The 25,351-nt window shown below is 53.2% G+C and carries 23 protein-coding genes and 1 other annotated feature; of the genes, 5 read left to right on the forward strand and 18 right to left on the reverse strand.

Going from position 1 to position 25,351, the window contains the following annotated elements:
- Positions 1-56 precede the first annotated feature (56 nt).
- The 6 genes from ispH to IB214_RS20575 all read right to left on the reverse strand — a co-directional run bounded on the left by ispH (position 57) and on the right by IB214_RS20575 (position 6,088).
- Positions 57-1,007: a 4-hydroxy-3-methylbut-2-enyl diphosphate reductase gene (gene ispH, locus IB214_RS20550; protein WP_115259499.1), complete on the reverse strand. Its 951-nt coding sequence runs from the start codon at positions 1,005-1,007 to the stop codon at positions 57-59.
- Position 1,008: 1 nt separating this feature from the next.
- Complete coding sequence (fkpB, locus tag IB214_RS20555) at positions 1,009-1,458, reverse strand: FKBP-type peptidyl-prolyl cis-trans isomerase (RefSeq protein WP_115259500.1); 450 nt, start codon at positions 1,456-1,458, stop codon at positions 1,009-1,011.
- A 117-nt stretch (positions 1,459-1,575) separates the two neighbouring features.
- Complete coding sequence (lspA, locus tag IB214_RS20560) at positions 1,576-2,073, reverse strand: signal peptidase II (RefSeq protein ID WP_096758363.1); 498 nt, start codon at positions 2,071-2,073, stop codon at positions 1,576-1,578.
- A complete protein-coding gene (ileS, locus tag IB214_RS20565) occupies positions 2,073-4,889 on the reverse strand; it encodes an isoleucine--tRNA ligase (protein WP_117342342.1) in 2,817 nt (938 codons plus the stop codon). The genes lspA and ileS overlap by 1 nt, the downstream gene beginning before the upstream one ends.
- Positions 4,890-4,926: 37 nt before the next feature.
- On the reverse strand, positions 4,927-5,865 hold the full coding sequence (gene ribF, locus IB214_RS20570) for a bifunctional riboflavin kinase/FAD synthetase (protein ID WP_115259502.1): 939 nt from the start codon (positions 5,863-5,865) through the stop codon (positions 4,927-4,929).
- 7 nt (positions 5,866-5,872) lie between these two features.
- Complete coding sequence (locus IB214_RS20575; protein WP_096758366.1) at positions 5,873-6,088, reverse strand: DUF2575 family protein; 216 nt, start codon at positions 6,086-6,088, stop codon at positions 5,873-5,875.
- A gap of 105 nt (positions 6,089-6,193) precedes the next feature.
- Between IB214_RS20575 and rpsT the strand changes: the two genes are divergently transcribed.
- On the forward strand, positions 6,194-6,457 hold the full coding sequence (rpsT, locus tag IB214_RS20580; RefSeq protein ID WP_003018940.1) for a 30S ribosomal protein S20: 264 nt from the start codon (positions 6,194-6,196) through the stop codon (positions 6,455-6,457).
- Positions 6,458-6,516: 59 nt separating this feature from the next.
- Here the strand turns inward: rpsT and nhaR are convergent, their stop codons facing one another.
- From nhaR to dnaK, 4 genes are all read right to left on the reverse strand, one after another.
- A complete protein-coding gene (gene nhaR / locus IB214_RS20585; protein ID WP_115259503.1) occupies positions 6,517-7,416 on the reverse strand; it encodes a transcriptional activator NhaR in 900 nt (299 codons plus the stop codon).
- Between the two features lie 38 nt (positions 7,417-7,454).
- A complete protein-coding gene (gene nhaA, locus IB214_RS20590) occupies positions 7,455-8,621 on the reverse strand; it encodes a Na+/H+ antiporter NhaA (protein ID WP_115259504.1) in 1,167 nt (388 codons plus the stop codon).
- A gap of 210 nt (positions 8,622-8,831) precedes the next feature.
- The gene (gene dnaJ / locus IB214_RS20595; protein ID WP_115259505.1) at positions 8,832-9,965 is read right to left on the reverse strand and encodes a molecular chaperone DnaJ; all 1,134 of its coding nucleotides are present in this window, start codon (positions 9,963-9,965) and stop codon (positions 8,832-8,834) included.
- 86 nt (positions 9,966-10,051) lie between these two features.
- On the reverse strand, positions 10,052-11,968 hold the full coding sequence (gene dnaK / locus IB214_RS20600) for a molecular chaperone DnaK (RefSeq protein WP_096758373.1): 1,917 nt from the start codon (positions 11,966-11,968) through the stop codon (positions 10,052-10,054).
- Between the two features lie 384 nt (positions 11,969-12,352).
- Between dnaK and IB214_RS20605 the strand changes: the two genes are divergently transcribed.
- Positions 12,353-12,757, forward strand: coding sequence for a DUF2541 family protein (locus IB214_RS20605; protein WP_115259506.1), 405 nt, complete (start codon positions 12,353-12,355; stop codon positions 12,755-12,757).
- A 171-nt stretch (positions 12,758-12,928) separates the two neighbouring features.
- A complete protein-coding gene (satP, locus tag IB214_RS20610; protein ID WP_096758375.1) occupies positions 12,929-13,495 on the forward strand; it encodes an acetate uptake transporter in 567 nt (188 codons plus the stop codon).
- Between the two features lie 35 nt (positions 13,496-13,530).
- Here satP and IB214_RS20615 read toward each other — a convergent pair whose 3' ends face one another.
- From IB214_RS20615 to tal, 3 genes are all read right to left on the reverse strand, one after another.
- Positions 13,531-14,838, reverse strand: a complete 1,308-nt coding sequence (locus IB214_RS20615) for an MFS transporter (protein ID WP_117342343.1) — start codon at positions 14,836-14,838, stop codon at positions 13,531-13,533.
- A 124-nt stretch (positions 14,839-14,962) separates the two neighbouring features.
- A complete protein-coding gene (mog, locus tag IB214_RS20620) occupies positions 14,963-15,550 on the reverse strand; it encodes a molybdopterin adenylyltransferase (RefSeq protein ID WP_117342344.1) in 588 nt (195 codons plus the stop codon).
- 110 nt (positions 15,551-15,660) lie between these two features.
- Positions 15,661-16,614, reverse strand: coding sequence for a transaldolase (gene tal / locus IB214_RS20625; protein ID WP_096758378.1), 954 nt, complete (start codon positions 16,612-16,614; stop codon positions 15,661-15,663).
- A 274-nt stretch (positions 16,615-16,888) separates the two neighbouring features.
- On the opposite strand from tal, the gene IB214_RS20630 reads away from it, so the two are divergent.
- Entirely contained in the window at positions 16,889-18,319 is a 1,431-nt protein-coding gene (locus tag IB214_RS20630) for a sodium:alanine symporter family protein (RefSeq protein WP_115259510.1), read from the forward strand.
- 77 nt (positions 18,320-18,396) lie between these two features.
- Positions 18,397-19,170 carry a peroxide stress protein YaaA gene (gene yaaA / locus IB214_RS20635; RefSeq protein ID WP_115259511.1) on the forward strand — a complete coding sequence of 258 codons (774 nt, stop codon included), beginning with the start codon at positions 18,397-18,399 and terminating at the stop codon, positions 19,168-19,170.
- Positions 19,171-19,272: 102 nt separating this feature from the next.
- On the opposite strand, the gene thrC is transcribed toward yaaA, so the two are convergent.
- The 5 genes from thrC to IB214_RS20660 all read right to left on the reverse strand — a co-directional run bounded on the left by thrC (position 19,273) and on the right by IB214_RS20660 (position 24,999).
- Positions 19,273-20,559: a threonine synthase gene (thrC, locus tag IB214_RS20640; RefSeq protein ID WP_096758381.1), complete on the reverse strand. Its 1,287-nt coding sequence runs from the start codon at positions 20,557-20,559 to the stop codon at positions 19,273-19,275.
- A complete protein-coding gene (gene thrB, locus IB214_RS20645; RefSeq protein ID WP_096758382.1) occupies positions 20,560-21,492 on the reverse strand; it encodes a homoserine kinase in 933 nt (310 codons plus the stop codon). It lies immediately after the preceding gene.
- A gap of 1 nt (position 21,493) precedes the next feature.
- Positions 21,494-23,956, reverse strand: coding sequence for a bifunctional aspartate kinase/homoserine dehydrogenase I (thrA, locus tag IB214_RS20650; RefSeq protein WP_117342345.1), 2,463 nt, complete (start codon positions 23,954-23,956; stop codon positions 21,494-21,496).
- 23 nt (positions 23,957-23,979) lie between these two features.
- Positions 23,980-24,106 (reverse strand) — a sequence feature (Thr leader region).
- Positions 24,036-24,101 (reverse strand): thr operon leader peptide, encoded by a 66-nt coding sequence (gene thrL / locus IB214_RS20655; protein ID WP_096759473.1) that lies wholly within the window; start codon positions 24,099-24,101, stop codon positions 24,036-24,038. Its footprint overlaps the feature before it by 66 nt.
- 206 nt (positions 24,107-24,312) lie before the next feature.
- The gene (locus tag IB214_RS20660) at positions 24,313-24,999 is read right to left on the reverse strand and encodes a tRNA/rRNA methyltransferase (protein ID WP_115259514.1); all 687 of its coding nucleotides are present in this window, start codon (positions 24,997-24,999) and stop codon (positions 24,313-24,315) included.
- Positions 25,000-25,351: the final 352 nt, after the last annotated feature.

Genomic DNA, 25,351 nt, shown 5'->3' on the forward strand with positions numbered 1-25,351 from the left:
AAAAAAAATGCCAGACGTTAAGTCTGGCATCTTCTCATAATCATGACGCGAAAGAGTTACTCTACTTCACGAACATCCACACGCAGCTCTTTCGGCACTTCGAAAACGATGTTCTCTTCACGGCCTTCCAGTGGGATAGCATCCCCACCACCGAGCTCCTGCAGACGGACAATCACGTTCTGTACCAGAATATCCGGCGCAGAAGCACCGGCCGTCACGCCGACGCACGCCGCATCTTTCACCCAGGCTTCCTGGATATCGGTCGCATCGTCAATCAGATACGCGGCCTTGCCCATACGCTGGGCCAGTTCTGCCAGGCGGTTGGAGTTAGACGAGTTTTTCGAGCCGACAACCAGTACCACATCCGCTTGCTCCGCCAACGCACGAACCGCTTCCTGACGGTTGGTGGTGGCATAGCAGATATCGTCTTTGCGCGGCCCAACAATTTTCGGGAAGCGTTGACGCAGGGCATCAATCACATCAGAGGTGTCATCAACCGAGAGCGTAGTCTGGGTCATGAAGGAGAGCTTACCTTCATTTTTGACATTCAACGTCAGAACGTCTTCCGGCGATTCCACCAGGTACATCCCCCCCTGCGGGTTGCTGTACTGGCCCATCGTACCCTCAACCTCCGGGTGTCCGGCGTGACCAATCAGAATCGACTCTTCGCCACGGCGGCTGGCGCGCGCGACTTCCATATGCACTTTGGTCACCAGCGGGCAGGTGGCATCAAAGACCGTCAGATCGCGGCCTTTGGCTTCGTTACGCACGGCCTGAGACACGCCGTGGGCGGAGAAAATCAGGATCGCACCGTCCGGTACTTCACTGATTTGCTCAATAAAAATAGCGCCGCGCTCGCGCAGGCTATCCACCACATAGCGGTTATGCACCACTTCATGACGGACATAAATCGGCGCGCCGTAGATAGCCAGCGCGTTTTCCACAATGCTGATAGCGCGGTCTACGCCAGCGCAAAATCCGCGCGGGTTAGCCAACAGGATCTGCATTTTACGCCTCCAGTGCCGGTTCGACTTCCAGCACTTCAATATCAAAATGAACGGTATGCCCAGCCAGCGGATGGTTGAAGTCAACCGTGATGGAATCACCGTTGATTTCGCGGATAACGCCTGGCATCTCACTGCCGTCCATTGCGGTAAAGAGCATGATAGCGCCAATTTCTGGCTCACCCGCGTCCATAAACTCCCGACGCGAGAAATACTGAATGAGGTCCGGGCTTGATACGCCAAAAGCAGCATCAGGCTCCAGAGCAAAAGTGGTTTTATCGCCCTCTTTTAACCCCAGCAGGTGTTGTTCCAGTCCTTCAGACAGAGAACCGTCGCCCAGGCGAAACAGCGCAGGCTTGCCGTTGCTGCGGGTTGACTCTGCGGTGGAGCCATCGTCGAGCTTTAAGGTGAAGTGCACCAGCACCGCACTGTTACTCTGTACTGATTTAGACATGCAGGTTGCTCTTTAAAAGTGCTGCCGCCTGTTTGCCCGGTGGCACTACGCTTACCGGGCCTACAAGATTCGCAGTAGAGTGTAGGCCGGATAAGCATAGCGCCATCCGGCATATTTTTATGCGGCTTTTTTCTCTTTCGCCGGTAAGAAGCCTTCCAGCACAATCAACGCCGCACCGATACAAATCGCCGTATCGGCAAGGTTGAAGGTGGCGAAATGCCAGTCACCGACGTAAAAGTCAATCATATCCACGACGAAGCCGTGCCACAGGCGGTCAAACAGGTTGCCTAGTGCACCGCCAATGATTAACGCATACGCGATGTTATTCAGCTTCTGCGTCGCCTTCGAGCGATACATCATCACCATTAGAATGACGCAAATACCGATCGCGATACCGGCAAAGAACCACCGCTGCCAGCCACCGCTGTCAGCCAGGAAGCTAAACGCCGCGCCATAGTTACGCGCATAGTGCAGATTCAGTGACGGGAACAGCGACACCGTATCCCCCAGAGCAAAATTCTGGAGGATCAGGTACTTGCTGCCCAAATCAATAATCAGCACGACTACCACCAGCCACAGCCAGCGGAGTCCTGTTGAACAAAGAGGCTGACTCATCAGGCAAACTTACGTTGTTCGCCATCACCGGCGATGTTGCTGACACAGCGTCCGCAGATTTCTGCATGTTCCGCCACCTGACCCACGTCGGTCGTGTAATGCCAGCAGCGCGGGCATTTCTCGCCTTCGGCTTTGCTCAGAGCAATTTTCAAGCCTTTGAGCAGTTCGCTCTGCTGAGCATCGGCCGGTGCTGCAGCATAGTCCGCAACAGTCGCACCCGAGGTCAACAGAACAAAGCGTAACTCTTCGCCCAGCGCTGTCAGCTTGGCAGCCAGTTCAGGTTCAGCGTACAGGGTCACTGCCGCTTCCAGAGAACCGCCCACTTTCTTGTCTGCACGTGCCTGCTCGATGACCTTGTTCACTTCGCCACGCACTTTCAGCAGCTCGTCCCAGAACGTATCGTTCATCGCTTCGGTATCGGCCAGGCCAAACAGCCCCTGATACCACTCACCGGTGAAGACGTATTTTTCACGATCGCCCGGCAGGTAGCCCCAGATTTCATCTGCGGTGAAGGACATGATCGGCGCCATCCAACGCACCAGCGCTTCAGCAATATGGAACAGCGCGGTCTGGCAGCTACGACGCGCCACGCTGTCCGCTTTCGCGGTGTATTGACGGTCTTTGATGATGTCAAGGTAGAACGAACCCATTTCGACGGAGCAGAAACGCATCAGGCGCTGTACCACTTCGTGGAAGTCATAGGCTTCGTAGGCTTTGAGGATCTCGTCCTGCGCCGCTTGCGCACAGCCCACAGCCCACCGGTCCAGAACAACCATCTCTTCCGGTTTCACCATGTCTTTCACCGGATCAAACCCGTTCAGGTTTGCCAGCAGGAAGCGCGCGGTGTTACGGATACGGCGATAGCTGTCAGCAGCACGTTTCAGGATTTCGTCAGAAACAGCCATTTCACCGGTATAGTCGGTAGACGCCACCCACAGGCGCAGAATATCCGCACCCAGCTTGTTCATCACGTCCTGCGGAGAAACGGTGTTACCGATGGACTTGGACATCTTGCGGCCCTGACCATCAACGGTAAAACCGTGGGTCAGTACCTGACGGTACGGCGCTTTGCCCTTCATCGCAGTGGAGATCATCAGCGAAGACATGAACCAGCCACGATGCTGGTCAGAGCCTTCCAGATACATATCTGCCGCATGCCCCGAAAACTCAGGACGCACGTCGACGACGGATGAGTGGGTAGAACCAGAGTCGAACCATACGTCCAGGGTATCCGGTACTTTGACGTACTGATCGGCTTCATCACCGAGGATATCTTTGGGATCGAGATCCCACCACGCCTGGATACCGTCAACTTCAACGCGTTTAGCCACTTCTTCCATCAGTTCGATGGCGCGCGGATGCAGCTCTTCAGTGTCTTTGTGGACAAACAGAGACATCGGCACACCCCACGTACGCTGACGGGAGATACACCAGTCAGGGCGGTTGGCGACCATCGATTCAATACGCGCCTGGCCCCAATCGGGGATCCACTGCACGCCTTTGATCTCTTTCAGCGACTGCGCACGCAGGCCTTTCTGATCCATGCTGACAAACCACTGCGGGGTGGCACGGAAGATGATCGGTGACTTGTGACGCCAGCAGCACGGATAGCTGTGCTGCATCTTCTCAACGTGCAGCAGTGCACTTTTTTCAGTCAGCAGCGCCACGACAACATCGTTCGCTTTGAAGACGTTAACCCCATCCAGGGTCGGGTACGTACCCGGCAGATAGGTACCATCTGGCCCTACCGGGTTTGCGACTTCCAGGCCGTATTTCTGACCAATCACATAGTCATCCGGACCGTGGCCAGGCGCGGTGTGTACCGCACCGGTACCGGCATCCAGCGTCACGTGATCGCCCAGGATCGCCGGAACATCAAAGCCCATGAACGGATGGGTAAAGCGCAGCAGTTCCAGCTCAGCGCCTTTTACCGTGCCCAGAATGGTGTAATCCGCCGCGCCGAGGCGCTGCATCACACTTTCGACCAGGTCTTTTGCCAGAATCACGGCCTGACCGTCAATCTGCACCAGTGCATAGTCAAAATCAGGGGCCAAAGAAATCGCACGGTTAGCCGGCAGGGTCCACGGGGTGGTGGTCCAGATAACCAGAGAGATCGGGCCATTCACGTCAGAAACGCCAAATTTCGCTTTCACCGCATCCTGATCGGCGGCGTGGAACGCAACGTCGATAGACGGGGAGGTTTTGTCGTAATACTCAACTTCCGCTTCCGCCAGCGCGGAACGGCAGTCTACACACCAGTGCACCGGCTTCGCGCCTTTATGCAGGTGGCCGTTGCCGATGATTTTGCCCAGCGCGCGAATGATGTTGGCTTCGGTTTTGAAGTCCATCGTCAGGTACGGCTTCTGCCAGTCACCCAGCACGCCCAGACGGATAAAGTCTTTACGCTGACCGTCAACCTGCGTTGCGGCGTATTCGCGGCACTTGGCGCGGAACTCTGCGGCAGTGAACTTTTCACCCGGCTTGCCGAACTCCTGCTCTACTTTCAGTTCGATAGGCAGGCCGTGGCAGTCCCAGCCAGGGATATAAGGGGAGTCGTAACCGGAAAGCCCTTTGGACTTCACGATAATGTCTTTCAGAATCTTGTTAACGGAGTGACCAATATGAATGCTGCCATTCGCATAAGGAGGGCCATCATGCAGAATAAAGGTTTTTTTGCCTTTTTTAGCCGCACGAATGATGCCGTACAGGTCATCATCGGTCCAACGCGCCAGCATTCCCGGTTCACGCTTGGCGAGATCGCCGCGCATCGGGAACCCTGTTTCCGGCAAATTCAGGGTTGATTTAAAGTCACTCATCAGATTCTCGGTTCCGTATTTAAAACTCGTATAGGCGTTAAGCCGGTTTTGATAGCCCAAAAAATTCGCGGGCAGTTAACTCATCACGCGCAATCTGCGCTTTTAGTTCATCCAGCGAGGCAAATCGCTGCTCGTTGCGTATTTTTTTACGCAGCACGACATCTATATGGCGACCGTAGAGGTCCATTACAACGTCCAGTAGATGCACTTCTAACTGCTGGCGTACACCGGCCACCGTTGGACGGGTTCCGATATTCGCGACACCGGGTAAAGGCGTTTCGCCCAAACCCATCACCTCAACCGCGTACACCCCTTTAACTGGAGAAACCTGGCGACGAAGCGGTAAATTCGCCGTGGGGAACCCGATGGTCCGCCCTAACTCGTCGCCGTGTACCACCCGTCCTGATATGGTAAACGGATGGCCCAGTAAGCTTTCGGCTAACAGCAGATTATCTTCTGCTAGCGCCTGGCGCACAGCAGTGCTGCTGATTCGCACCCCGCCCTCACAGAAGGTCTGGGTGCTGGTGATATCAAAGCCATACTCCGCGCCCGCTTCCTGTAATAACAAGAAATCGCCCGCGCGGCTAGCGCCAAAGCGGAAATCATCACCTACGGCAAGAAATTGTACGCCAAGGCGCTTCACCAACAGGTCGCTGATAAAGTTCTGCGCCGTTAATGCGGCAAAACGCCGGTCAAAACGCACGCACAGCACGTAATCAACACCACATTCCGCCAGATAACGCAGCTTTTCCCGCAGGCGGGTCAGTCGCGCAGGTGACTTTTCAGTCGCAAACAGCTCCAGCGGCTGCGGCTCGAAAATCATCACCATGACCGGTAAATTTCGTTTGCGCCCTTCTTCCTGTAAGCCCTGCAACAACGCGCGATGACCACGGTGCACGCCGTCGAAATTACCAATAGTCAGCACACACCCATGCGGGGCCTGACTGAGATTATGTATGCCTCGTATCAGCTTCATGTCTGGCTCAAAACAGTGAAAATCGTGAAAGTATACCCTGTACCGCGGTCAAGGTTAACCGGCGATTGGTTCTGCGAAACAGAAAGAAGATTGTTTTCATTGTTATGAAACAAAATGCGGTCCTCCGCTGACCAATCAATTCAACTTTTCTCGTGGAAAAGCTGTATTCACAGCACGCAAGCTGGTAGAATCCTGCGCCATCACTACGCAACGAGTGCTGCAATTTAAACGGCGCTTATTTGCACAAATCCATTGACAAAAGAAGGCTAAAAGGGCATATTCCTCGGCCTTTGAATTGTCCATATAGAACACATTTGGGAGTTGGACCTTGGCTAATATCAAATCAGCTAAGAAGCGTGCCGTTCAGTCTGAAAAGGCCCGCAAGCACAACGCTAGCCGTCGCTCTATGATGCGTACTTTCATCAAGAAAGTATACGCAGCTATTGAAGCTGGCGACAAAGCTACTGCACTGAAAGCATTTAACGAAATGCAACCAATCGTGGATCGTCAGGCTGCTAAAGGTCTGATCCACAAAAACAAAGCTGCACGTCATAAAGCAAACCTGACTGCACAGATCAACAAACTGGCTTAATCGCCTGCTTGCTGTCGCTTTGTGAAAAAACCCGCGTAAGCGGGTTTTTTTATGTCTGTTTACTTACTCCCCGGCGCAAACAATGCCGAGTAGTTAGCATTGCAAATACGCTGCACCGCCGGATGCTGGATCATCCTCTCCGCAAAAATGGCATGGTACTCCTCCATCACATTCTCCACGCGTCCAATCTCAATGATGGAATCATCAGCGTAGAAATTGTTCGAATAGAGCGTAGGGGCGACGAAAATAGCATTGTGCGTAGCGCCAAAGGCTTTCATCAAGGCGGCATCGTCAAACTCCCCGAGGATCTCAACGTTCAGTCCCTGCGAGTTAATCCAGTTCAGCAGCTTGCGCCCGAGCATTGAGCGACGTCCTGGTATCAGCAGGCGACGCTCCTCAAGGCAGGCTGGAAACGGCTTCTCCGGCAGCGGATTGGTGCACCAGAAACTCACGCAACACTCGCCGATTTTTACCGAGAACAGCCCTTCCTGCTGCGTTGAGTCGATTGGGCAGTCGGAGATAATCATATCCAGCTTGTGCTGGCTGAGCTGCTCCAGCAGCATCTCATGCGTGGATTCAAAGCAGCGTAGATGGATTTGTTCATCGTCAACGACGGCAGCGTCGAGCACGCTACTGACCAGCTGTTTAGATAACGCATCCGCCACGCCCACATCGAACAGCAAGTTAGACTCTTTGCGGTAGTTCACGATATCCAGCATCTCCTGGCTTAAAGTGAACATTTTGTCCGCATAACGAAAAACTAATTCGCCTAGCTCACTAGGCTCCAGCCCTCGCCCCTTACGCTTAAACAACTTCCCCTGTAAGCGTTCCTCCAGCGCTTTGATCTGCCCGGTAATGGTTTGCGGTGTCAGATAAAGCGCTTCTGCGGCCCCCACCACCGAACCTTCTTTATACACATGCCAGAAGTAATACAGGTGGTTGTAATTTATATGAGACATACTCTCTCCCTGAAAATTGTCACCAAAGGGTTATCGGCTCAGGCTGACGCGTTTAACCGGGTACGCAGCCAGCTATAACCGATCACCGCCGATAGCAGAGAACCAATCAGGATCCCCAGTTTCGCCCAGTTAATCAGCTCCGGATCAACGTTACCAAACGCCAGGCTGGCGATGAAAATAGACATCGTAAAGCCAATCCCGCACAGAATACCCACCGCCATGATTTGCTGGAAGTTCGTGCCTTCAGGCAGCTGCGCCACCTTGAGGCGTAACGCCAGCCAGCAGAACAGGCTAATCCCCAGCGGTTTACCGATAAGCAGGCCGGCGATAATCCCCAGCGGCAGGATGGAGGTCAATCCGTCCATCGTCACACCCTGCAGTGGAACCCCCGCATTGGCGAAGGCAAACAACGGCAGAATCAAATAGGCCACCCACGGATGTAGCACATGCTCCAGACGTTTCGCCGGAGAACGGCCATGCTTTTCCTTCAACGGGATGAAGAAACCGACAATCACACCCGCCAGCGTCGCATGCACCCCTGACTTCAGCACTGCGGTCCATAGCACGACGCCCACCAAGATATAAATACCGGTACGTCTGACACCACACAGGTTCAACGCCGCCAGAATAAGAATCGCTAATGCGGCAACCCCCAACGACAGCAGAGAGAGATCGCTGGTATAGAACAGTGCGATGATCACAATCGCGCCAAGATCGTCAATAATCGCCAACGCCATGAGAAAGATTTTCAGCGCCAGCGGAACACGGCTACCCAGCAGCGCCAGTACGCCGAGCGCAAAAGCGATATCCGTTGCCGCCGGGATCGCCCATCCTTCACGTGTGATGGGGTCGGCATAGTTGAATGCCAGATACAACAGCGCCGGGACAATCATCCCGCCAATCGCGGCAATCACCGGAAACGCAGCCTGGCGTAAACTGGCCAGCGATCCCTGCATCAGCTCACGCTTAACTTCCAGACCAATCAGCAGGAAAAACACCGCCATTAAGGCGTCGTTGATCCACAGCAGCATATTTTTATTGATCTCAAGCGCGCCGACCCGCAGTTGAACCGGGGTCTCCAGAAAGTCGTGGTACCATCCACTGGTTACGCCGATATTGGCCATCAACATTGCTACTACCGCAGCGATGATCAAAATAATGCCTCCCGAGGCATCGCTACTAAAAAAACGATGTAGATGTTTCACTTTTATTCTCTCTATTGGGTGAATACTTCGTAATTACTATCTTACTCCGCATGACTCATCGTTAATATTAGATTATTCATGATAAATAGATCGGTTTTTACGATCTAACAATCTGGGGATTGTTTCGTTCCTGTTCAGGACGGATCCGAAAAAATAAAAAAGCCTGAGACTCTTCAGTCCCAGGCTTTTTATCAAATTTATGGCGGTAAATTAACGCGTCAGGTCGTCAAAGAATTTCTTCACGCCGTCGAAGAAGCTTTTAGAACGCGGGCTGTTTTGTTCCCCCGTCGGGCCACCAAAACTGTCCTGCAGATCTTTCAGCAACTGTTTCTGCTTGTCGTTCAAACCAACCGGGGTTTCAACCACCACGCGACACAGCAGATCGCCCTGAGCACCACCGCGTACCGACTTAACGCCTTTACCACGCATACGGAAAAGTTTACCGGTTTGCGTTTCGCCAGGGACTTTTAACTTCACCCGGCCATCCAGCGTCGGGACTTCAATCTCGCCGCCCAGCGCAGCCATCGCAAAGTTGATCGGCACTTCACAGTACAGGTTATTTCCTTCACGTTCGAAAATCGGGTGCTGTTTCACCTGCACCTGAACGTACAAATCGCCTGACGGTGCGCCATGCTCACCCGCTTCGCCTTCACCAGATAAACGAATACGGTCACCGGTATCAACCCCTGCCGGGATTTTAACGGACAGTGTTTTGCTCTTCTCTACGCGGCCATGCCCGTGACATTTGTTGCACGGATCTTTAATCAGCGTACCGCGGCCCTGACAGTGTGGACAGGTCTGCTGTACGGCAAAGAAACCCTGACGCATCTGCACCTGACCGGAACCGTGACAGGTCGGACAGGTCTGCGGCTGAGTCCCGGATTTCGCGCCGCTGCCGTGGCAAACGTCACACTCTTCCAGCGTAGGAATACGGATCTCTTTGGTGACGCCACGCACGGCTTCTTCCAGAGTGAGATCCATGTTGTAACGTAAATCCGCACCACGTGAGGCGCGCTGACGGCCACGACCACCGCCAAAGATATCGCCAAACACGTCACCAAAGATATCGCTGAAGTCAGCACCGCCGCCGAAACCGCCACCGCCGCCCATACCGCCTTGCTCAAACGCAGCATGACCGTACTGATCGTAAGCCGCGCGTTTTTGCGCGTCGGTCAGGATCTCGTAGGCTTCTTTGATCTCTTTGAATTTGGCTTCGGCCTCTTTATCACCCTGGTTACGGTCCGGGTGAAATTTCATGGCCAGGCGCTTATAGGCCTTTTTGATTTCACGCTCTTCCGCTGTTTTGGAAACGCCCAAAATCTCGTAATAGTCTTGCTTAGCCATCTCTTTTTATCTGCCCCTAACATGCGTGCACGGGCGGAGAGGAAACCTCTTCGCCCGTGCCAGTGTTTTACCCGTTCAAAGGGCGATTATTTTTTGTCTTTCACTTCTTCAAACTCAGCGTCGACAACATCGTCATCTTTCGCGTTGTTCGCGGAAGCATCAGCTGAACCCGCCTGCTGCTGTGCATGCTGCTGCTGAGCGATTTCCATCAGTTTCTGGGAAACCTGTGCCAGCGCCTGCATTTTCGCTTCGATATCTGCTTTGTCTTCGCCTTTCAAAGACGTTTCCAGCGCAGTCAGAGCGGACTCGATAGCAGTTTTGTCGTCAGCCGGCAGTTTATCGCCTGCTTCTTCAACCTGCTTGCGAGTGCTGTGCAGCAGATGGTCACCCTGGTTACGGGTCTGGACCAGCTCTTCAAACTTACGGTCAGATTCTGCGTTCGCTTCTGCTTCGCGAACCATTTTCTGAATTTCTTCTTCGTTCAGACCAGAAGACGCCTTGATGGTGATCTTCTGCTCTTTACCGCTGTTTTTATCTTTCGCAGAAACGTGCAGGATACCGTCAGCATCGATATCGAAGGTCACTTCGATCTGCGGCATACCGCGCGGTGCCGGGCTGATACCATCCAGGTTAAACTGACCCAGATCTTTGTTATCAGCAGCACGTTTACGTTCACCCTGCAGCACATGGATGGTTACCGCAGACTGGTTGTCTTCAGCGGTAGAGAACACCTGGCTGTGCTTGGTCGGGATAGTGGTGTTTTTCGCGATCAGCGGAGTCATCACGCCGCCCATGGTTTCGATACCCAGAGACAGCGGGGTAACGTCCAGCAGCAGTACGTCTTTAACATCACCGGTCAATACACCACCCTGAACAGCAGCACCGATTGCTACAGCTTCGTCCGGGTTAACGTCTTTACGCGGTTCTTTACCGAAGAACTCAGCAACTTTCTTCTGTACCATCGGCATACGAGTCTGACCACCGACCAGGATAACATCCTGAACGTCAGAAACAGACAGACCAGCATCCTGCAGAGCAACTTTCAGCGGCTCGATAGAACGGTTAACCAGGTCTTCTACCAGGCTTTCCAGTTTCGCACGAGTCACTTTGATGTTCATGTGTTTCGGACCAGACGCATCTGCAGTGATGTACGGCAGGTTAACGTCGGTCTGCTGCGCAGAAGACAGCTCAATTTTCGCTTTCTCTGCGGCTTCTTTCAGGCGCTGCATTGCCAGCGGGTCGTTACGCAGGTCAATGCCCTGATCTTTCTTAAATTCATCAACGAGATAGTTGATCATGCGGCTATCGAAGTCTTCACCACCGAGGTGGGTATCACCGTTGGTTGCCAGAACTTCGAAGGTTTTTTCACCGTCAACTTCGTCGATTTCGATAATAGAGATATCGAAAGTACCACCACCGAGGTCGTAGACCGCGATAGTACGGTTGCCGACTTCTTTGTCCAGACCGTAAGCCAGTGCAGCAGCGGTCGGTTCGTTGATGATACGTTTGACTTCCAGACCTGCGATACGGCCGGCGTCTTTCGTTGCCTGACGCTGAGCATCGTTGAAGTATGCAGGTACGGTGATAACCGCTTCAGTTACCGGTTCGCCCAGGTAATCTTCAGCCGTTTTCTTCATTTTTTTCAGCACTTCAGCAGAGATCTGCGGCGGTGCCAGTTTCTGACCTTTTACGTCAATCCATGCATCACCGTTGTCAGCACCGATGATTTTGTACGGCATGATGGCTTCATCACGCTGTACTTCTTCGTCCTGGAAGCGGCGGCCAATCAGGCGTTTAATCGCAAACAGGGTGTTTTGCGGGTTTGTCACTGCCTGACGTTTAGCCGGCTGACCAACCAGAGTTTCACCATCCTGGGTATAAGCAATGATAGAAGGCGTGGTGCGATCGCCCTCGGCGTTCTCCAGCACACGTGCAGTAGTGCCATCCATAATCGCTACACAAGAGTTGGTAGTACCCAGGTCGATACCAATAATTTTACCCATCTAAACGTCTCCACTAAAAATTCTGTCATCAGGTGGTTGTGAATCTGTAATAAGGGCGAAACGTGCGGTTTCAACTACCCTGAATCGTTTTTTTTCAGACTCACCACTGCGGTTGTCTACAAGATGGGGTCGTAACCCACGTCATCAAGGGGGGCATGCAAATTTTTTTTAGCCCGATCGCAATAAAATGAGAGATAACGGGCAGAAAAATAGGAAAATAAATAGTCACCACCCCAAAATAATTCATAAAACCAATATTAAAAATACCAGTCATTCACCTGAAAATTGTAATAAAAAGAAAAGATTACCTGCATGAAGCGTTTTTCCAACGGCGGTATTATGGTCACTGGTCACTCACTTTTGAACCCGTCAAAGAGAAATTTCATGAAATCCCTGTTTACCCTTCCCGCCAGCCTGTTGATAGGTCTGCTGCTGAGCAGCACTGCACAGGCTAACGATCATAAAGTTCTGGGAATGATTGCCATGCCCAGAAATGCAACCAACGATCTCACGCTAAGAATCCCTGTTTGTCGTGTCGTGAAGCGTATTCAACTGACGGCAGACCGTGGTGATATCACACTAAATGGCGCTTCCGTTTATTTTAAAGCCGCGCGCATGTCCAGCCAGAGCCTGAATGTTCCTTCCTCCATCAAAGAGGGGAAAACCACCAACTGGATTAACATCAATAGCGACAACGACAACAAACGCTGTGTGTCTAAAATCACCTTCTCTGGCCAGTCAGTAAACTCCTCCGATATGGCGACCTTAAAAGTCATTGGTGATGACTAACCCCCTGACTTCTCGGCCATGATATTCAGTACTGGGGAAAAAAATTCATTTTCCCCTCATCAGATCATAGACAGCCCCCTCTCCCCTGATTATCATGCCGCGCCCCGAAGTCCGTGATCGTTTTTCGGGGAAATTATTTCACCATTCAATCAATGATGATTTTGAGGAATTATGGGCAACACTAAGTTGGCTAATCCGGCACCGCTGGGCCTGATGGGCTTCGGCATGACCACCATTTTGCTTAACCTGCATAATGCGGGTTTCTTCGCCCTTGACGGTATTATCCTGGCGATGGGACTGTTCTACGGCGGTATCGCGCAAATTTTTGCCGGTCTGCTGGAGTACAAAAAAGGCAATACCTTCGGCTTAACCGCCTTCACCTCTTACGGCTCGTTCTGGCTGACGCTGGTCGCGATCCTGTTAATGCCGAAAATGGGCCTGACAGAAGCACCGAACGTGCAGTTCCTCGGCGTGTATTTGGGTCTGTGGGGCGTGTTCACCCTGTTCATGTTCTTCGGCACACTGAAAGCAAACCGCGCGCTGCAGTTTGTCTTCCTGAGCCTGACCGTGCTGTTCGCCCTGCTGGCTGTGGGCAATATTGCAGGTAACGAAGCGATTATTCATGTTGCTGGCTGGATTGGCTTAGTGTGTGGCGCAAGCGCCATTTACCTGGCGATGGGTGAAGTGCTAAACGAACAGTTTGGCCGTACCATCCTGCCAATTGGTGAAATGCACTAATTCTGTCTGTATCCCCCCGCAAGGGGGGATAATCCTTACAGACGCTGTAATTCTCCCTCAGCATCCGTATCACGATGATAAATATCCTGTCGTAGCCAAATCCCCAGCCCTAAACCCACCAGCGAAAGCGCCAGCACATACCAGGCCGGAGCCATCGGCGACACACTCATCAACATCGTGACCGCGATTGGCGTCAAACCACCGAAAATGGCATACGAGACGTTATAGGAAAAAGAGATACCGGTAAAACGGACTTCCGCCGGGAACGCCCGTACCATCACGTAAGGCACCGCGCCAACCACGCCAACGCACAGCCCAACCAGACCGTACAACAGGAACAGATGCTCAGGATGACTGCCGGTCAGGTGATAGAAAAACCAGCTGGAACAGGCCAGCAGCAGGCTACCGACAATAAAGGTTTTGCTGGCACCCACTCTGTCGACCACGAATCCCGCCAGCAAGCACCCGATGCACAGCATAATGGTGGCCACGCTGTTGGCCTGTAACGTCAGCGCAGGTGCAAAACCATACTGTTTCTGCAGCCAGACGGGCGACATCAGGATCACCACCACAATCCCAGCCGAGAGCAGCCAGGTCAGTAGCATCGACACCGCCACCGCTTTTTTATGTTTGCTGACGACCGACTTCACCGGCAGTTCCTGCGCCAACGCTTTGCGCTGCTGCATCTCGAGAAAGATCGGCGTCTCCTGCAGCCAGCGGCGCAGATACATTGCCACCAGCCCAAACGCACCTCCCAGCAAGAAAGGTATACGCCAGCCGTACTCATGTACCGCCTGCTGCGTCAGGCTGGTATTCACCAACGTGGCCACCACCGAGCCCAGAAGGATCCCCACCGTTAACCCGGCGGTCAGCGTTCCACAGGCAATGCCGATACGGCGCTCCGGCACGTGTTCGGCAACAAACACCCAGGCCCCCGGCACTTCTCCTCCAATGGCGGCGCCTTGCAGAATACGCATCAGCAACAGCAACAGCGGGGCCAGGATCCCCATCGAGGAATACGTCGGCAGCAGACCTATCGCCAGCGTCGGTATCGCCATCAGTAAAATGCTCAGAGTGAACATTTTTTTGCGCCCGACCAGATCGCCAAAATGCGCCATGATGATGCCGCCTAACGGGCGCGCCAGATAGCCCGCGGCAAAAATACCGAAGGTTTGCACCTGACGTAGCCATTCGGGAATGTCCGCGGGGAAGAACAGCTCACCCACAACGGCGGCAAAGAAGACAAAGATAATAAAATCATAAAACTCGAGCGCCCCACCGAGAGCAGCGAGCGAAAGGGTTTTATAATCCTGGCGATTCAGCGGTCGAGAATGTTGTGACATAGCAAACCATGCGTCAGTGGAGTGATTGAAGGTGTTTAGCGATACGTGTAAATCAAAAATTACTATATCGTAAACAATTCAATACTCCACCGGCATTGCGCTTTATGTCACGAAAAGGCTACTTTCAGGCATTTGTATCGCGTATCGCGCTTTTAGGCCGAAAAGATGCTACCACTTCCGGGGCGGTTTCCACATACGGCCCATCCAGCAGCTGTATACAATATGGTACACTTGCAAAAATACCCGCCACAATAACGTTACCGTCGGCGTCTTTCACCCCTTCCAGCGTTTCTTTGATCGATTTCGGCTGGCCAGGCAGGTTGAGGATCAGTGCCTGCTTGCGAATAACCCCAACCTGACGGGAGAGGATCGCCGTCGGCACAAAGTGCAGGCTAATCTGGCGCATTTGTTCACCAAAGCCGGGCATCTGCCTGTCGGCTACCGCCATCGTAGCATCTGGGGTTACATCACGACGCGCCGGGCCGGTGCCGCCGGTGGTCAGCACCAGGTGACAGCCCATTTCATCAACCAGTTCACACAATGTTTGTTCAATGATCGCCTGCTCATCCGGGATCAACCGGGTTTGCAGTTCAAAAGGCGTTGTCAGGGCGGACGCTAGCCACTCTTCAAGTGCGGGAATACCCTTATCCTGATAAACACCGCTGGAGGCACGGTCAGAAATAGAAACTAAGCCAATGCGTAAAGTATTCATGATTATTCCGTTTAAACAGTCTCGTTAAACAGAATGATACACTGCGAAGGGAAGGACAGACAGATTTCAGAAGAGGTAGCGTGACCCCCGTCAGGGCCACGCACAAATGATTACAGCAGATCGCCGATCATTTTTTCCAGTTTGCCCTGGTCTACAGCAAACTTACGGATACCGTCCGCCAGTTTGTCTACAGCCATCGGGTCCTGGTTGTGCTGCCACAGGAACTCAGCTTCAGTGATACGTGCAGGACGCGCTTTCACTTCGCCAGAGAAGGACAGTTTACGTTCGAGCGCGCCTTCGCTTTCAGCCAGCTCTTTCAGCAGTGCCGGGGCAATAGTCAGACGATCGCAGCCCGCCAGCTCAATGATTTCGCCAATGTTACGGAAGCTCGCGCCCATCACCACGGTTTCGTAACCGTGCTGTTTGTAGTACTCATAGATTTCCGTGACGGAAACCACACCCGGATCTTCTGCCGGTGCGTACTCTTTCTTATCGGTGTTGGCTTTGTACCAGTCCAGAATACGGCCAACGAACGGAGAAATCAGGTAAACGCCTGCTTCTGCACATGCACGCGCCTGCGCGAAGGAGAACAGCAGAGTCAGGTTACAGTTGATGCCTTCTTTTTCCAGCTGCTCCGCGGCACGGATACCCTGCCAGGTAGAAGCCAGTTTGATCAGAATGCGATCGTTGCTGATGCCAGCATCGTTGTACATTTTGATCAGACGTTTCGCTTTCGCGATAGACGCTTCGGTGTCGTAGGACAGGCGCGCGTCAACTTCAGTAGAGATACGACCCGGGACCAGTTTCAGGATCTCCAGGCCGATGTTTACCGCCAGTTTGTCCGTCGCGTCGACGACCTGCTGCGCGCGGTCGTTGCTCTGCTGCTTAGCCCAGGCCACAGCGTCATCAATCAGCTTGCGGTATTCCGGGATCTGCGCTGCGTTAAGAATGAGAGAAGGGTTAGTTGTGGCATCCTGAGGCTGATACAGCTTCATTGCCGCGATGTCTCCGGTGTCGGCCACTACAGTGGTGAACTGACGAAGGGAGGTCAATTTGTCCGTCATGATAGCGTTTCTCTTTAAACAGCGTGTTAGGGGGATGTAACCGATCTTTCCTGATGATAGCACGACGCACTCTCAGCGCAACCGCCGGGAGTGCCTCACCTGCCGTTCAGCCCTGATTACGCATCTCAGAGCCTATAGTGCGCAATTAAAGAGTCGACCTGATGTTATGGTAAACTCCCGCTATCAATCTCATTACAAGGTTTATACTGTTCGATAATTGGTAGCGCTTACATCAGGATATTAGCGCGTGCCGGCATCAACAAGAGGGATGTTAATGCCTGATTTTTTCGCATTTATTAATGAAATACTGTGGGGCTCGGTGATGATCTATCTCCTGCTGGGCGCAGGATTTTGGTTCACTTACCGTACCGGTTTCGTCCAGTTCCGCTACGTTCGCCAGTTTGGCAAAAGTCTTAAAAATAGCATCAACCCACAACCTGGGGGTTTAACCTCATTTCAGGCTCTGTGTACCAGCCTCGCCGCCCGTATCGGCAGCGGAAACCTGGCAGGCGTTGCCCTGGCTATCGCGGCTGGGGGGGCGGGTGCCGTCTTCTGGATGTGGGTCTCGGCGGTGATCGGCATGGCAACTTCATTTGCCGAATGCTCACTCGCCCAACTGTATAAAGAACGCGACAGTAAAGGCCAGTTTCGCGGCGGACCCGCGTGGTATATGGCGCGCGGGCTGGGCATGCGCTGGATGGGTGTTCTGTTCGCCATCTTTTTACTCATTGCCTATGGCTTAGTTTTTAACAGCGTCCAGGCGAACTCGGTCTCGCGTGCGCTGGAGTTTGCTTTCGACATCCCGCCCCTCGTATCCGGGATCTCGCTGGCAGTGCTGTCTTTGCTCGTCATCGTCGGCGGTATTAAAGGCGTTGCCCGCCTGATGCAATGGATCGTGCCCTTAATGGCCCTGCTGTGGGTCGGCTGCAGCATCGTCATCTGCCTGTGGCATATCGGACAGATCCCTGAGGTCATCGTCACTATTGTGAAAAGCGCGTTTGGCTGGCAGGAAGCCGCCGCCGGCGCCGCCGGGTATACGCTAAGCCAGGCCATTGCCAGCGGCTTTCAACGCGGTATGTTTTCTAATGAAGCGGGCCTGGGTTCAACGCCTAACGCCGCGGCCGCGGCCGCGTCATGGCCTCCGCATCCCGCCGCACAAGGCATTGTGCAGATGATTGGCGTGCTGGGCGATACGTTGGTTATCTGTACGGCCAGCGCAATGATTATTCTACTGGCAGGCAATGGCACCACGTACGTTCCAATGGAAGGTATTCAACTGGTCCAGAAGGCCATGGTAACGCTCACGGGGGAATGGGGTGCCGGGTTCGTTGCGCTGATTGTGGTTCTGTTCGCCTTCAGCTCTATTGTCGCTAACTACATTTATGCAGAAAATAATCTGATCTTTCTGAAACTAGACACCATTCGCATCATCTGGATTTTGCGTATTACCACCGTCTGCACCGTGATCGGCGGAACACTACTCCACTTTCCGCTGGTGTGGCAGCTCGCCGACATTATTATGGCCTGCATGGCCATCACGAATCTGACGGCGATTTTGCTGCTTTCCCCGGTTGTTCATACTCTTGCCAGCGACTACCTGCGCCAGCGAAAACTCGGCGTGCGACCGGAATTTGATCCGCAGCGTTATCCTGATATCAGACAACAGCTTGCACCTGATACCTGGGATGAGCCGCCGCGCAGCTAGCGCGGCAATCGCAACCATCGATCAATTCTGTCGTTTTTTTTGCTACAGTCGCAGTAAATCTCCCGCAAGGACTGGATATGCTGATTCTGATTTCACCTGCAAAAACGCTCGACTACCAAAGTCCACTGGCCACCACGCGCCATACGCTGCCCGAGCTGCTGGACCATTCCCAGCAGCTTATCCACGAAGCGCGTCAGCTGTCTGCACCGCAAATAGGTAAGCTGATGGGGATAAGCGACAAGCTGGCGGACCTGAACGCCACCCGTTTCCACGACTGGCAGCCTGACTTCACGCCCGATAATGCGCGTCAGGCCATCCTGGCGTTTAAAGGCGACGTCTACACTGGGCTGCAGGCAGACACCTTCAGCGAGGCCGATTTTGATTTCGCCCAACGGCATTTACGCATGTTGTCCGGGTTGTACGGCGTGCTGCGCCCGCTGGATCTGATGCAGCCTTACCGCCTCGAGATGGGCATTCGCCTTGCCAACACCAAAGGCAAAGATCTCTACCAGTTCTGGGGGGACATCATCACTGACAAGCTGAACGAAGCGCTGGAAGCACAAGGCGACAACGTGGTGATTAACCTCGCCTCGGATGAGTATTTTAAGTCCGTGAAACCGAAAAAACTGAACGCGGAGCTGATCAAACCGGTCTTCCTCGACGAGAAAAATGGCAAATTCAAAGTGATCAGTTTCTATGCTAAAAAAGCGCGCGGTCTGATGAGCCGCTATATCATTGAAAACCGCTTAACCCAGCCAGAACAGCTGACCGCCTTTAACAGCGAGGGCTATTTCTTTGATGAAGAAGCTTCCGGTAAAGGCGAGTTGGTGTTTAAACGTCACGAGCACTAGTGTACATGCCGGATGGCGGCTAACGCCTTATCCGGCCTACGACACAAAACGAATGCCCGTAGGCCGGATAAGACGCGCTAGCGTCACCATCCGGCACAACAATTATCCGCGGGTCATCATCAGTTGACGCAGCGCGGCAAAATCAGCCGGTAGATGATGCGACAGCAGCGGCAAGTCCGCACGCTCCGCCAGCTCTTTTGGTAGATCCAGCGTCACATCAAGGATCTGTTCAACGCTTTCTTTAAACTTCGCCGGGTGCGCGGTCCCAAGGAACAGGCCATATTCGCCTGGGTTCAGTTGATCACGCAGCGCGCGGTACGCCACCGCCGCGTGCGGCTCTGAGGTGTAGCCAATCGCCTGCAGCTCACGCATCGTTTCCTCAGTGGTCGCATCGTCAACGGCCGCATAGCCCAGTTCGTTCAGACGCCAGATTTTACGACGGAACAGCTCTTCCACGCGCGGCCAGTTGTTCGGCTGGCTGACATCCATGGCATTCGATAAGGTCGCCTGGGTGGCTTTCGGCGCCCACTCGCCTTCTTCAAGGAAACGCGGAACCGTATCGTTGACATTGGTTGCCGCGATAAAACGCTTCACCGGCAAACCGAGCGATTTTGCCAGCAGTCCAGCGGTCAGATCGCCAAAGTTGCCGCTCGGTACAGAAACCACCAGCTGATTGCGCGCCTCCTGCGGCAGTTGCGCCACGGCCTCAAAGTAGTAGCAGATTTGCGCCAGCAACCGGCTGATGTTGATCGAGTTAGCCGAATTTAATCCCAGCGCCACCTTCAGTTCTTCGTCATCAAACGCCTGTTTCACCAGCGCCTGGCAGGCATCAAAATCACCGTCAATGGCGACAGTTTCAATGTTTCCACCCAGCGTACAGAACAGTTTTTCCTGTAACGGGCTGATCTTACCGTTAGGATAGAGGATCACCACACGCACATTTTTCAGGCCATAAAAGGCATGCGCGACCGCCGCCCCGGTATCGCCGGACGTGGCCGTCAGGATGGTTACCGGCTTATCGCCGCTGATGTGCGTCAGCATCTGCGCCATAAAGCGCCCACCAAAGTCTTTAAAGGCCAGCGTCGGGCCGTGGAACAGCTCCAGACAACCGACATCCCCCGTCACCTGAGCAACCGGCGCAGGGAATGCAAACGCCGCGCGCACGCGATCTGCGAGGACGTCATTCGCTATTTCATCACCAATAAAGGCGGACAGGATCTTTGCGCTACGGCTGACAAAATCCAACTTCAGCATTTCATCGATTTCGGTCAGGCTAAATTCCGGCAGATCGTGCGGAAAAAATAACCCCTGTTTTCTACCCAACCCTTGGGTGACGGCCTGCGCGAAACTGACCTGCTCGTTATGATCTTTTAGATTGTAGAGTTTCATTTATTTTCCCAGTACCCGTGCGCCCGCCGTGTCCAGCCGGCAAATATGAACAAAGCCTTCCTGATTTTGCAGGTAATTTTTACCCAGCCAGTCTGCAACCCGCTGCGCCGTCTCCGGTTTATCGCACAGAGCAAACAGCGTCGGTCCAGAACCGGAAATACCACTGGCCACCGCGCCGATTTCCGCCACCGCCTGACGCGCCTGGCTGAAGCCGGGCAGCAAGCGGGTGCGATATGGCTCGGCAATTACATCTTTCATCAGCTTTGCCGCTAACCCTGGCTGACGGGAATAGCAGGCATGAATGAAGCCCGCCAGATGTCGCCCGTGGGCGATGCAGTCCTGGCGACGGTATTGCGCCGGTAAAATCGCCCGCGCTTCAGCCGTTGAAACCTTAATTCCCGGATAAGCCAGCACCCACAACCACTCATCAAAGCCTGGCACCTGTTGGCTGATAATGCCGTTTTCCTCAATCATCAACTGCATACCGCCCAAAAAGCACGGTGCCACATTATCGTAGTGAACACTGCCGGAGATACGCCCTTCCAGCTCACCCATGATCGCCAGCAGGCGGGTGTCGTTGAGCGGTTTACCGCAGTGCTCATTCATTGCCACCAGCGCGGCCACAACAGAACAGGCGCTGGAGCCTAAGCCGGAGCCAATCGGCATATTCTTTTCCAGTGTCATCGTCACCGGAACGGCTTTCCCCAGCTCCTGACAAAATCGCTCCCAGCACTGGTAGACGATATTTTCCCGCGGCTCTGACGGCAGTTTGCTCGCAAAGCGCCCCAGATTGTTGAGGCTAAAACTGTCAGCGGCTTCCACAGAGACAACATCACCTAACAAAGAACCATCAACGGGCGTAACCGCCGCCCCGAGCACATCAAACCCGACGCTCATATTGGCACTGGAAGCCGGGGCATAAACTCTCACCATGTTAAACTCCTAACTTCCATGAAAGGGTACGAAGCAGATCGGCAAAGACGCCCGCCGCCGTGACATCATTACCTGCACCGTAACCACGCAGTACCAGCGGTAATGGCTGGTAGTAGTGACTGTAGAACGCCAGCGCGTTTTCGCCATTTTTCACTTTATACAGCGGATCGTTGCCATCCACTTCGGCGATTTTCACCCGACACACGCCGTCTTCTTCGATATTGCCAACATAGCGCATGACTTTCCCCTCATCACGGGCTTTCGCCACGCGCGCGGCAAACGCATCATCAAGCTGCGACAGCTTAGCCATAAACGCAGAGACATCGCCAGAATCATCAAAATCTTGCGGTAACACCGGCTCAATAACGATATCGCTAAGCTCCAGCTCGCGACCGGTTTCGCGGGCGAGGATCAGCAGTTTGCGCGCCACATCCGTCCCGGAAAGGTCATCGCGTGGATCGGGCTCGGTATAGCCCATTTCGCGTGCCAGCGTGGTGGCTTGCGAGAAGCTCATGCCTTCATCCAGCTTGCCAAAAATAAACGACAGCGAACCGGACAGAATCCCCGAGAAGCGTTGCAGTTCATCACCTGCACTGAGCAGGTTTTGCAGGTTTTCGATAACCGGTAATCCCGCGCCAACGTTGGTGTCATAGAGGAATTTACGTCGGGACTTCGCGGCGGCAAAACGTAGCTGATGGTAGTAATCCATCGACGAGGTATTCGCCTTTTTATTCGGCGTCACGACGTGGAAGCCTTCGCGCAGGAAGTCCGCATACTGATCTGCCACGGCCTGACTTGACGTACAGTCCACAATCACCGGGTTAAGCAGATGGTATTCTTTCACCAGGCGAATTAAGCGACCGAGGTTGAAAGGTTCCTTGGCTTCCGCCAGCTCCGCCTGCCAGTTTTCCAGATTCAGACCGTGAACATGGGTCAGCAGGGCCTTCGAATTCGCCACCCCGCAAACGCGTAAATCAATATGCTTGCTCTTCAGCCAGGTTTGTTGCCGCTTAAGCTGTTCAAGCAGCGCAGACCCGACGCCACCGACGCCTATGACAAAGACTTCTATCACCTGATCGGTATTGAACAGCATCTGATGCGTCACGCGCACGCCGGTGGTGGCATCATCATTGTTCACCACCACCGAAATAGAGCGCTCAGACGAGCCCTGGGCGATAGCCACGATATTGATGTTGGCACGCGCCAGCGCGGCAAAGAATTTCGCGGAGATACCGCGCAGCGTACGCATACCGTCGCCAACTACTGAGATGATCGCCAGGCGCTCAGTGACCGCCAGCGGCTCCAGCAGCCCTTCTTTCAACTCGAGGTAGAATTCATCCTGCATCGCACGCTGTGCACGCGCACAGTCGCCCTGCGGGACGCAGAAGCTGATGCTGTATTCAGAAGACGACTGGGTGATCAGTACCACCGAAATCCCTGCGCGAGACATCGCGGCAAACACGCGGGCCGCCATGCCGACCATCCCTTTCATTCCAGGGCCCGACACGCTGAACATCGCCATATTGTTGAGATTCGAAATGCCTTTTACCGGCAGATCATCTTCATCGCGGCTGGCGCCAATCAGCGTACCCGGCGCTTGTGGGTTACCGGTATTTTTAATCAGGCAAGGGATCTGGAACTGGGCAATCGGGGTAATGGTGCGCGGGTGAAGCACTTTGGCGCCGAAATAAGACAGCTCCATCGCTTCCTGATAAGACATTGACTTCAGCAGTCTGGCATCGGGGACCTGACGCGGGTCGCAGGTATACACGCCGTCAACGTCCGTCCAGATCTCACAGCAGTCTGCACGCAAACAGGCAGCCAGCACGGCGGCGGAGTAATCAGAGCCGTTACGACCCAGCACCACCAGCTCACCTTTTTCATTCCCGGCGGTAAAGCCTGCCATCAACACCATATGGTCTGCCGGAATACGGCTGGCGGCAATTCGACGCGTAGATTCGGTAATATCAACGGTCGATTCGAGGTAATGACCCACCGCTAACAGTTTCTCAACCGGATCAATAACCGTCACTTTGTGGCCACGTGCTTCCAGCAGCCCGGCCATAATTGCGATCGACATTTTTTCACCACGGCAGATAAGCGCGGCGTTGATGCTGTCCGGGCACTGTCCCAGCAGGCTGATGCCGTGCAGAACATGCTTAATTTGGGCAAATTCTTGTTCAACAAAGGCTTTGAGTTGCGCCAGCGGGAAACCGGGCTGAACCGCGGCAAGACCGACCAAAAGCTCAGAGAAAATACGTTCGGCGTCGCTGATATTGGCTAAAGCATCCTGGCCACCGATGGTCTTCTCAATCATCGCCACCAGATGGTTAGTGATTTTTGCCGGGGCAGAGAGGACGGTCGCAACCTGCCCCTGCCTGGCATTGCTTTCCAGAATATCGGCAACCCGCATAAAGCGCTCTGCATTTGCCACTGATGTACCGCCAAACTTCAACACTCGCATGGTTTACCTCGTTGCCTCTGGTCGAAAAAAAAGCCCGCACTGTTTAGGTGCGGGCTTTTTTCTGTGTTTCCTGTACGCGTCAGCCCGCACCGTTACCTGTGGTAATGGTGATGGTTGTAGTAATGGTGGTGCCGATGCGTTTCATGATGTTGTGTGCTCTGTAATTATTATCTGTCTGTGCTCTATTCTTTTAGGGTTAAAGTATCTCGTGACCTAAGTCAATAAATTTCTAAATTGATCACGTTCCGAAACTTGTTCACGAGTCACTGCTTACCGTTTTACTTTCAACCAATACGGCGCGTCAGGCACGCTTGAAGTTAGAATAAAAAACCCACAAAGAATAGATTGGCAATATTTTATTTTGTGATATTTTTTTCAATATCATGTAAAAAACGGTGCAACATTGCCGTGTCTCGCTGTCCTAACAGGCCCATTCGTTGTTGCAACCAGTCCGTGAGTTTGATGTCATCGGCAACATCCAGCGTGGTCAATAAACGTAAAACACGCGTCCGTAATGCCTGGAGCTGAAGCTCATCCGTCACCTCAGCGGTTTTAGCGGGCTGTTGTATTAAACCGGCTAATTGATAGCAATACACCATCACCGCCTGCCCCAAATTCAGTGAAGGATAGTCAGCCACCATCGGTACGCCGGTCAACACGTCTGCCAGCGCCAGTTCTTCATTCGTCAGGCCAGAATCCTCACGGCCAAAAACCAGCGCAGCGTGATCCATCCACGCCGATTTCTCCTCCAGCAACGGAACCAATTCGACCGGAGTCGCGTAATAATGAAACTTTGCGCGACTGCGCGCCGTGGTAGCAACGGTAAAATCCACGTCGTGCAGCGCCTCGGCTAACGTTGTAAAAACGTTAATATTATCAATAATGTCACCCGAACCGTGGGCCACCCAGCGCGTGGCCGGTTCCAGGTGTGCCTGACTGTCAACGATCCGCAACTCGGTGAATCCCATGGTTTTCATCGCACGGGCTGCCGCACCAATATTTTCCGCTCTGGCAGGGGCCACCAGAATAATTGTTAAACGCATTTTGCTACTCTTTTTGGTCAGTTTGCCGATAATAATGTGATGCACATCAACATATTACGCAGCGCGAATTTACATATTTTTAACAGAGATCACTGAAAAAGCATTTTACATTAAGTAAAAAATGCTAAACTGTTTCGTACCTGTACTATTGCTTTTTATGTTAACAGAAGTTGCATATCCTTCTGTTTATTCATGATAATTTAATTTAAAATGGATCTCATTCGTAGGATTCATTACATTTATTAGTTAGCACGTGCAACTAGTTGTATTATTGCAATTTTGTGATGAAAGCTAACATTTGGATACGATGATTTCATCAAACTGTTAACGTGCTACAATTGAACTTGATATA

The organism is Citrobacter sp. C1, assembly GCF_014596895.2.
Lineage (GTDB): Bacteria > Pseudomonadota > Gammaproteobacteria > Enterobacterales > Enterobacteriaceae > Citrobacter > Citrobacter gillenii.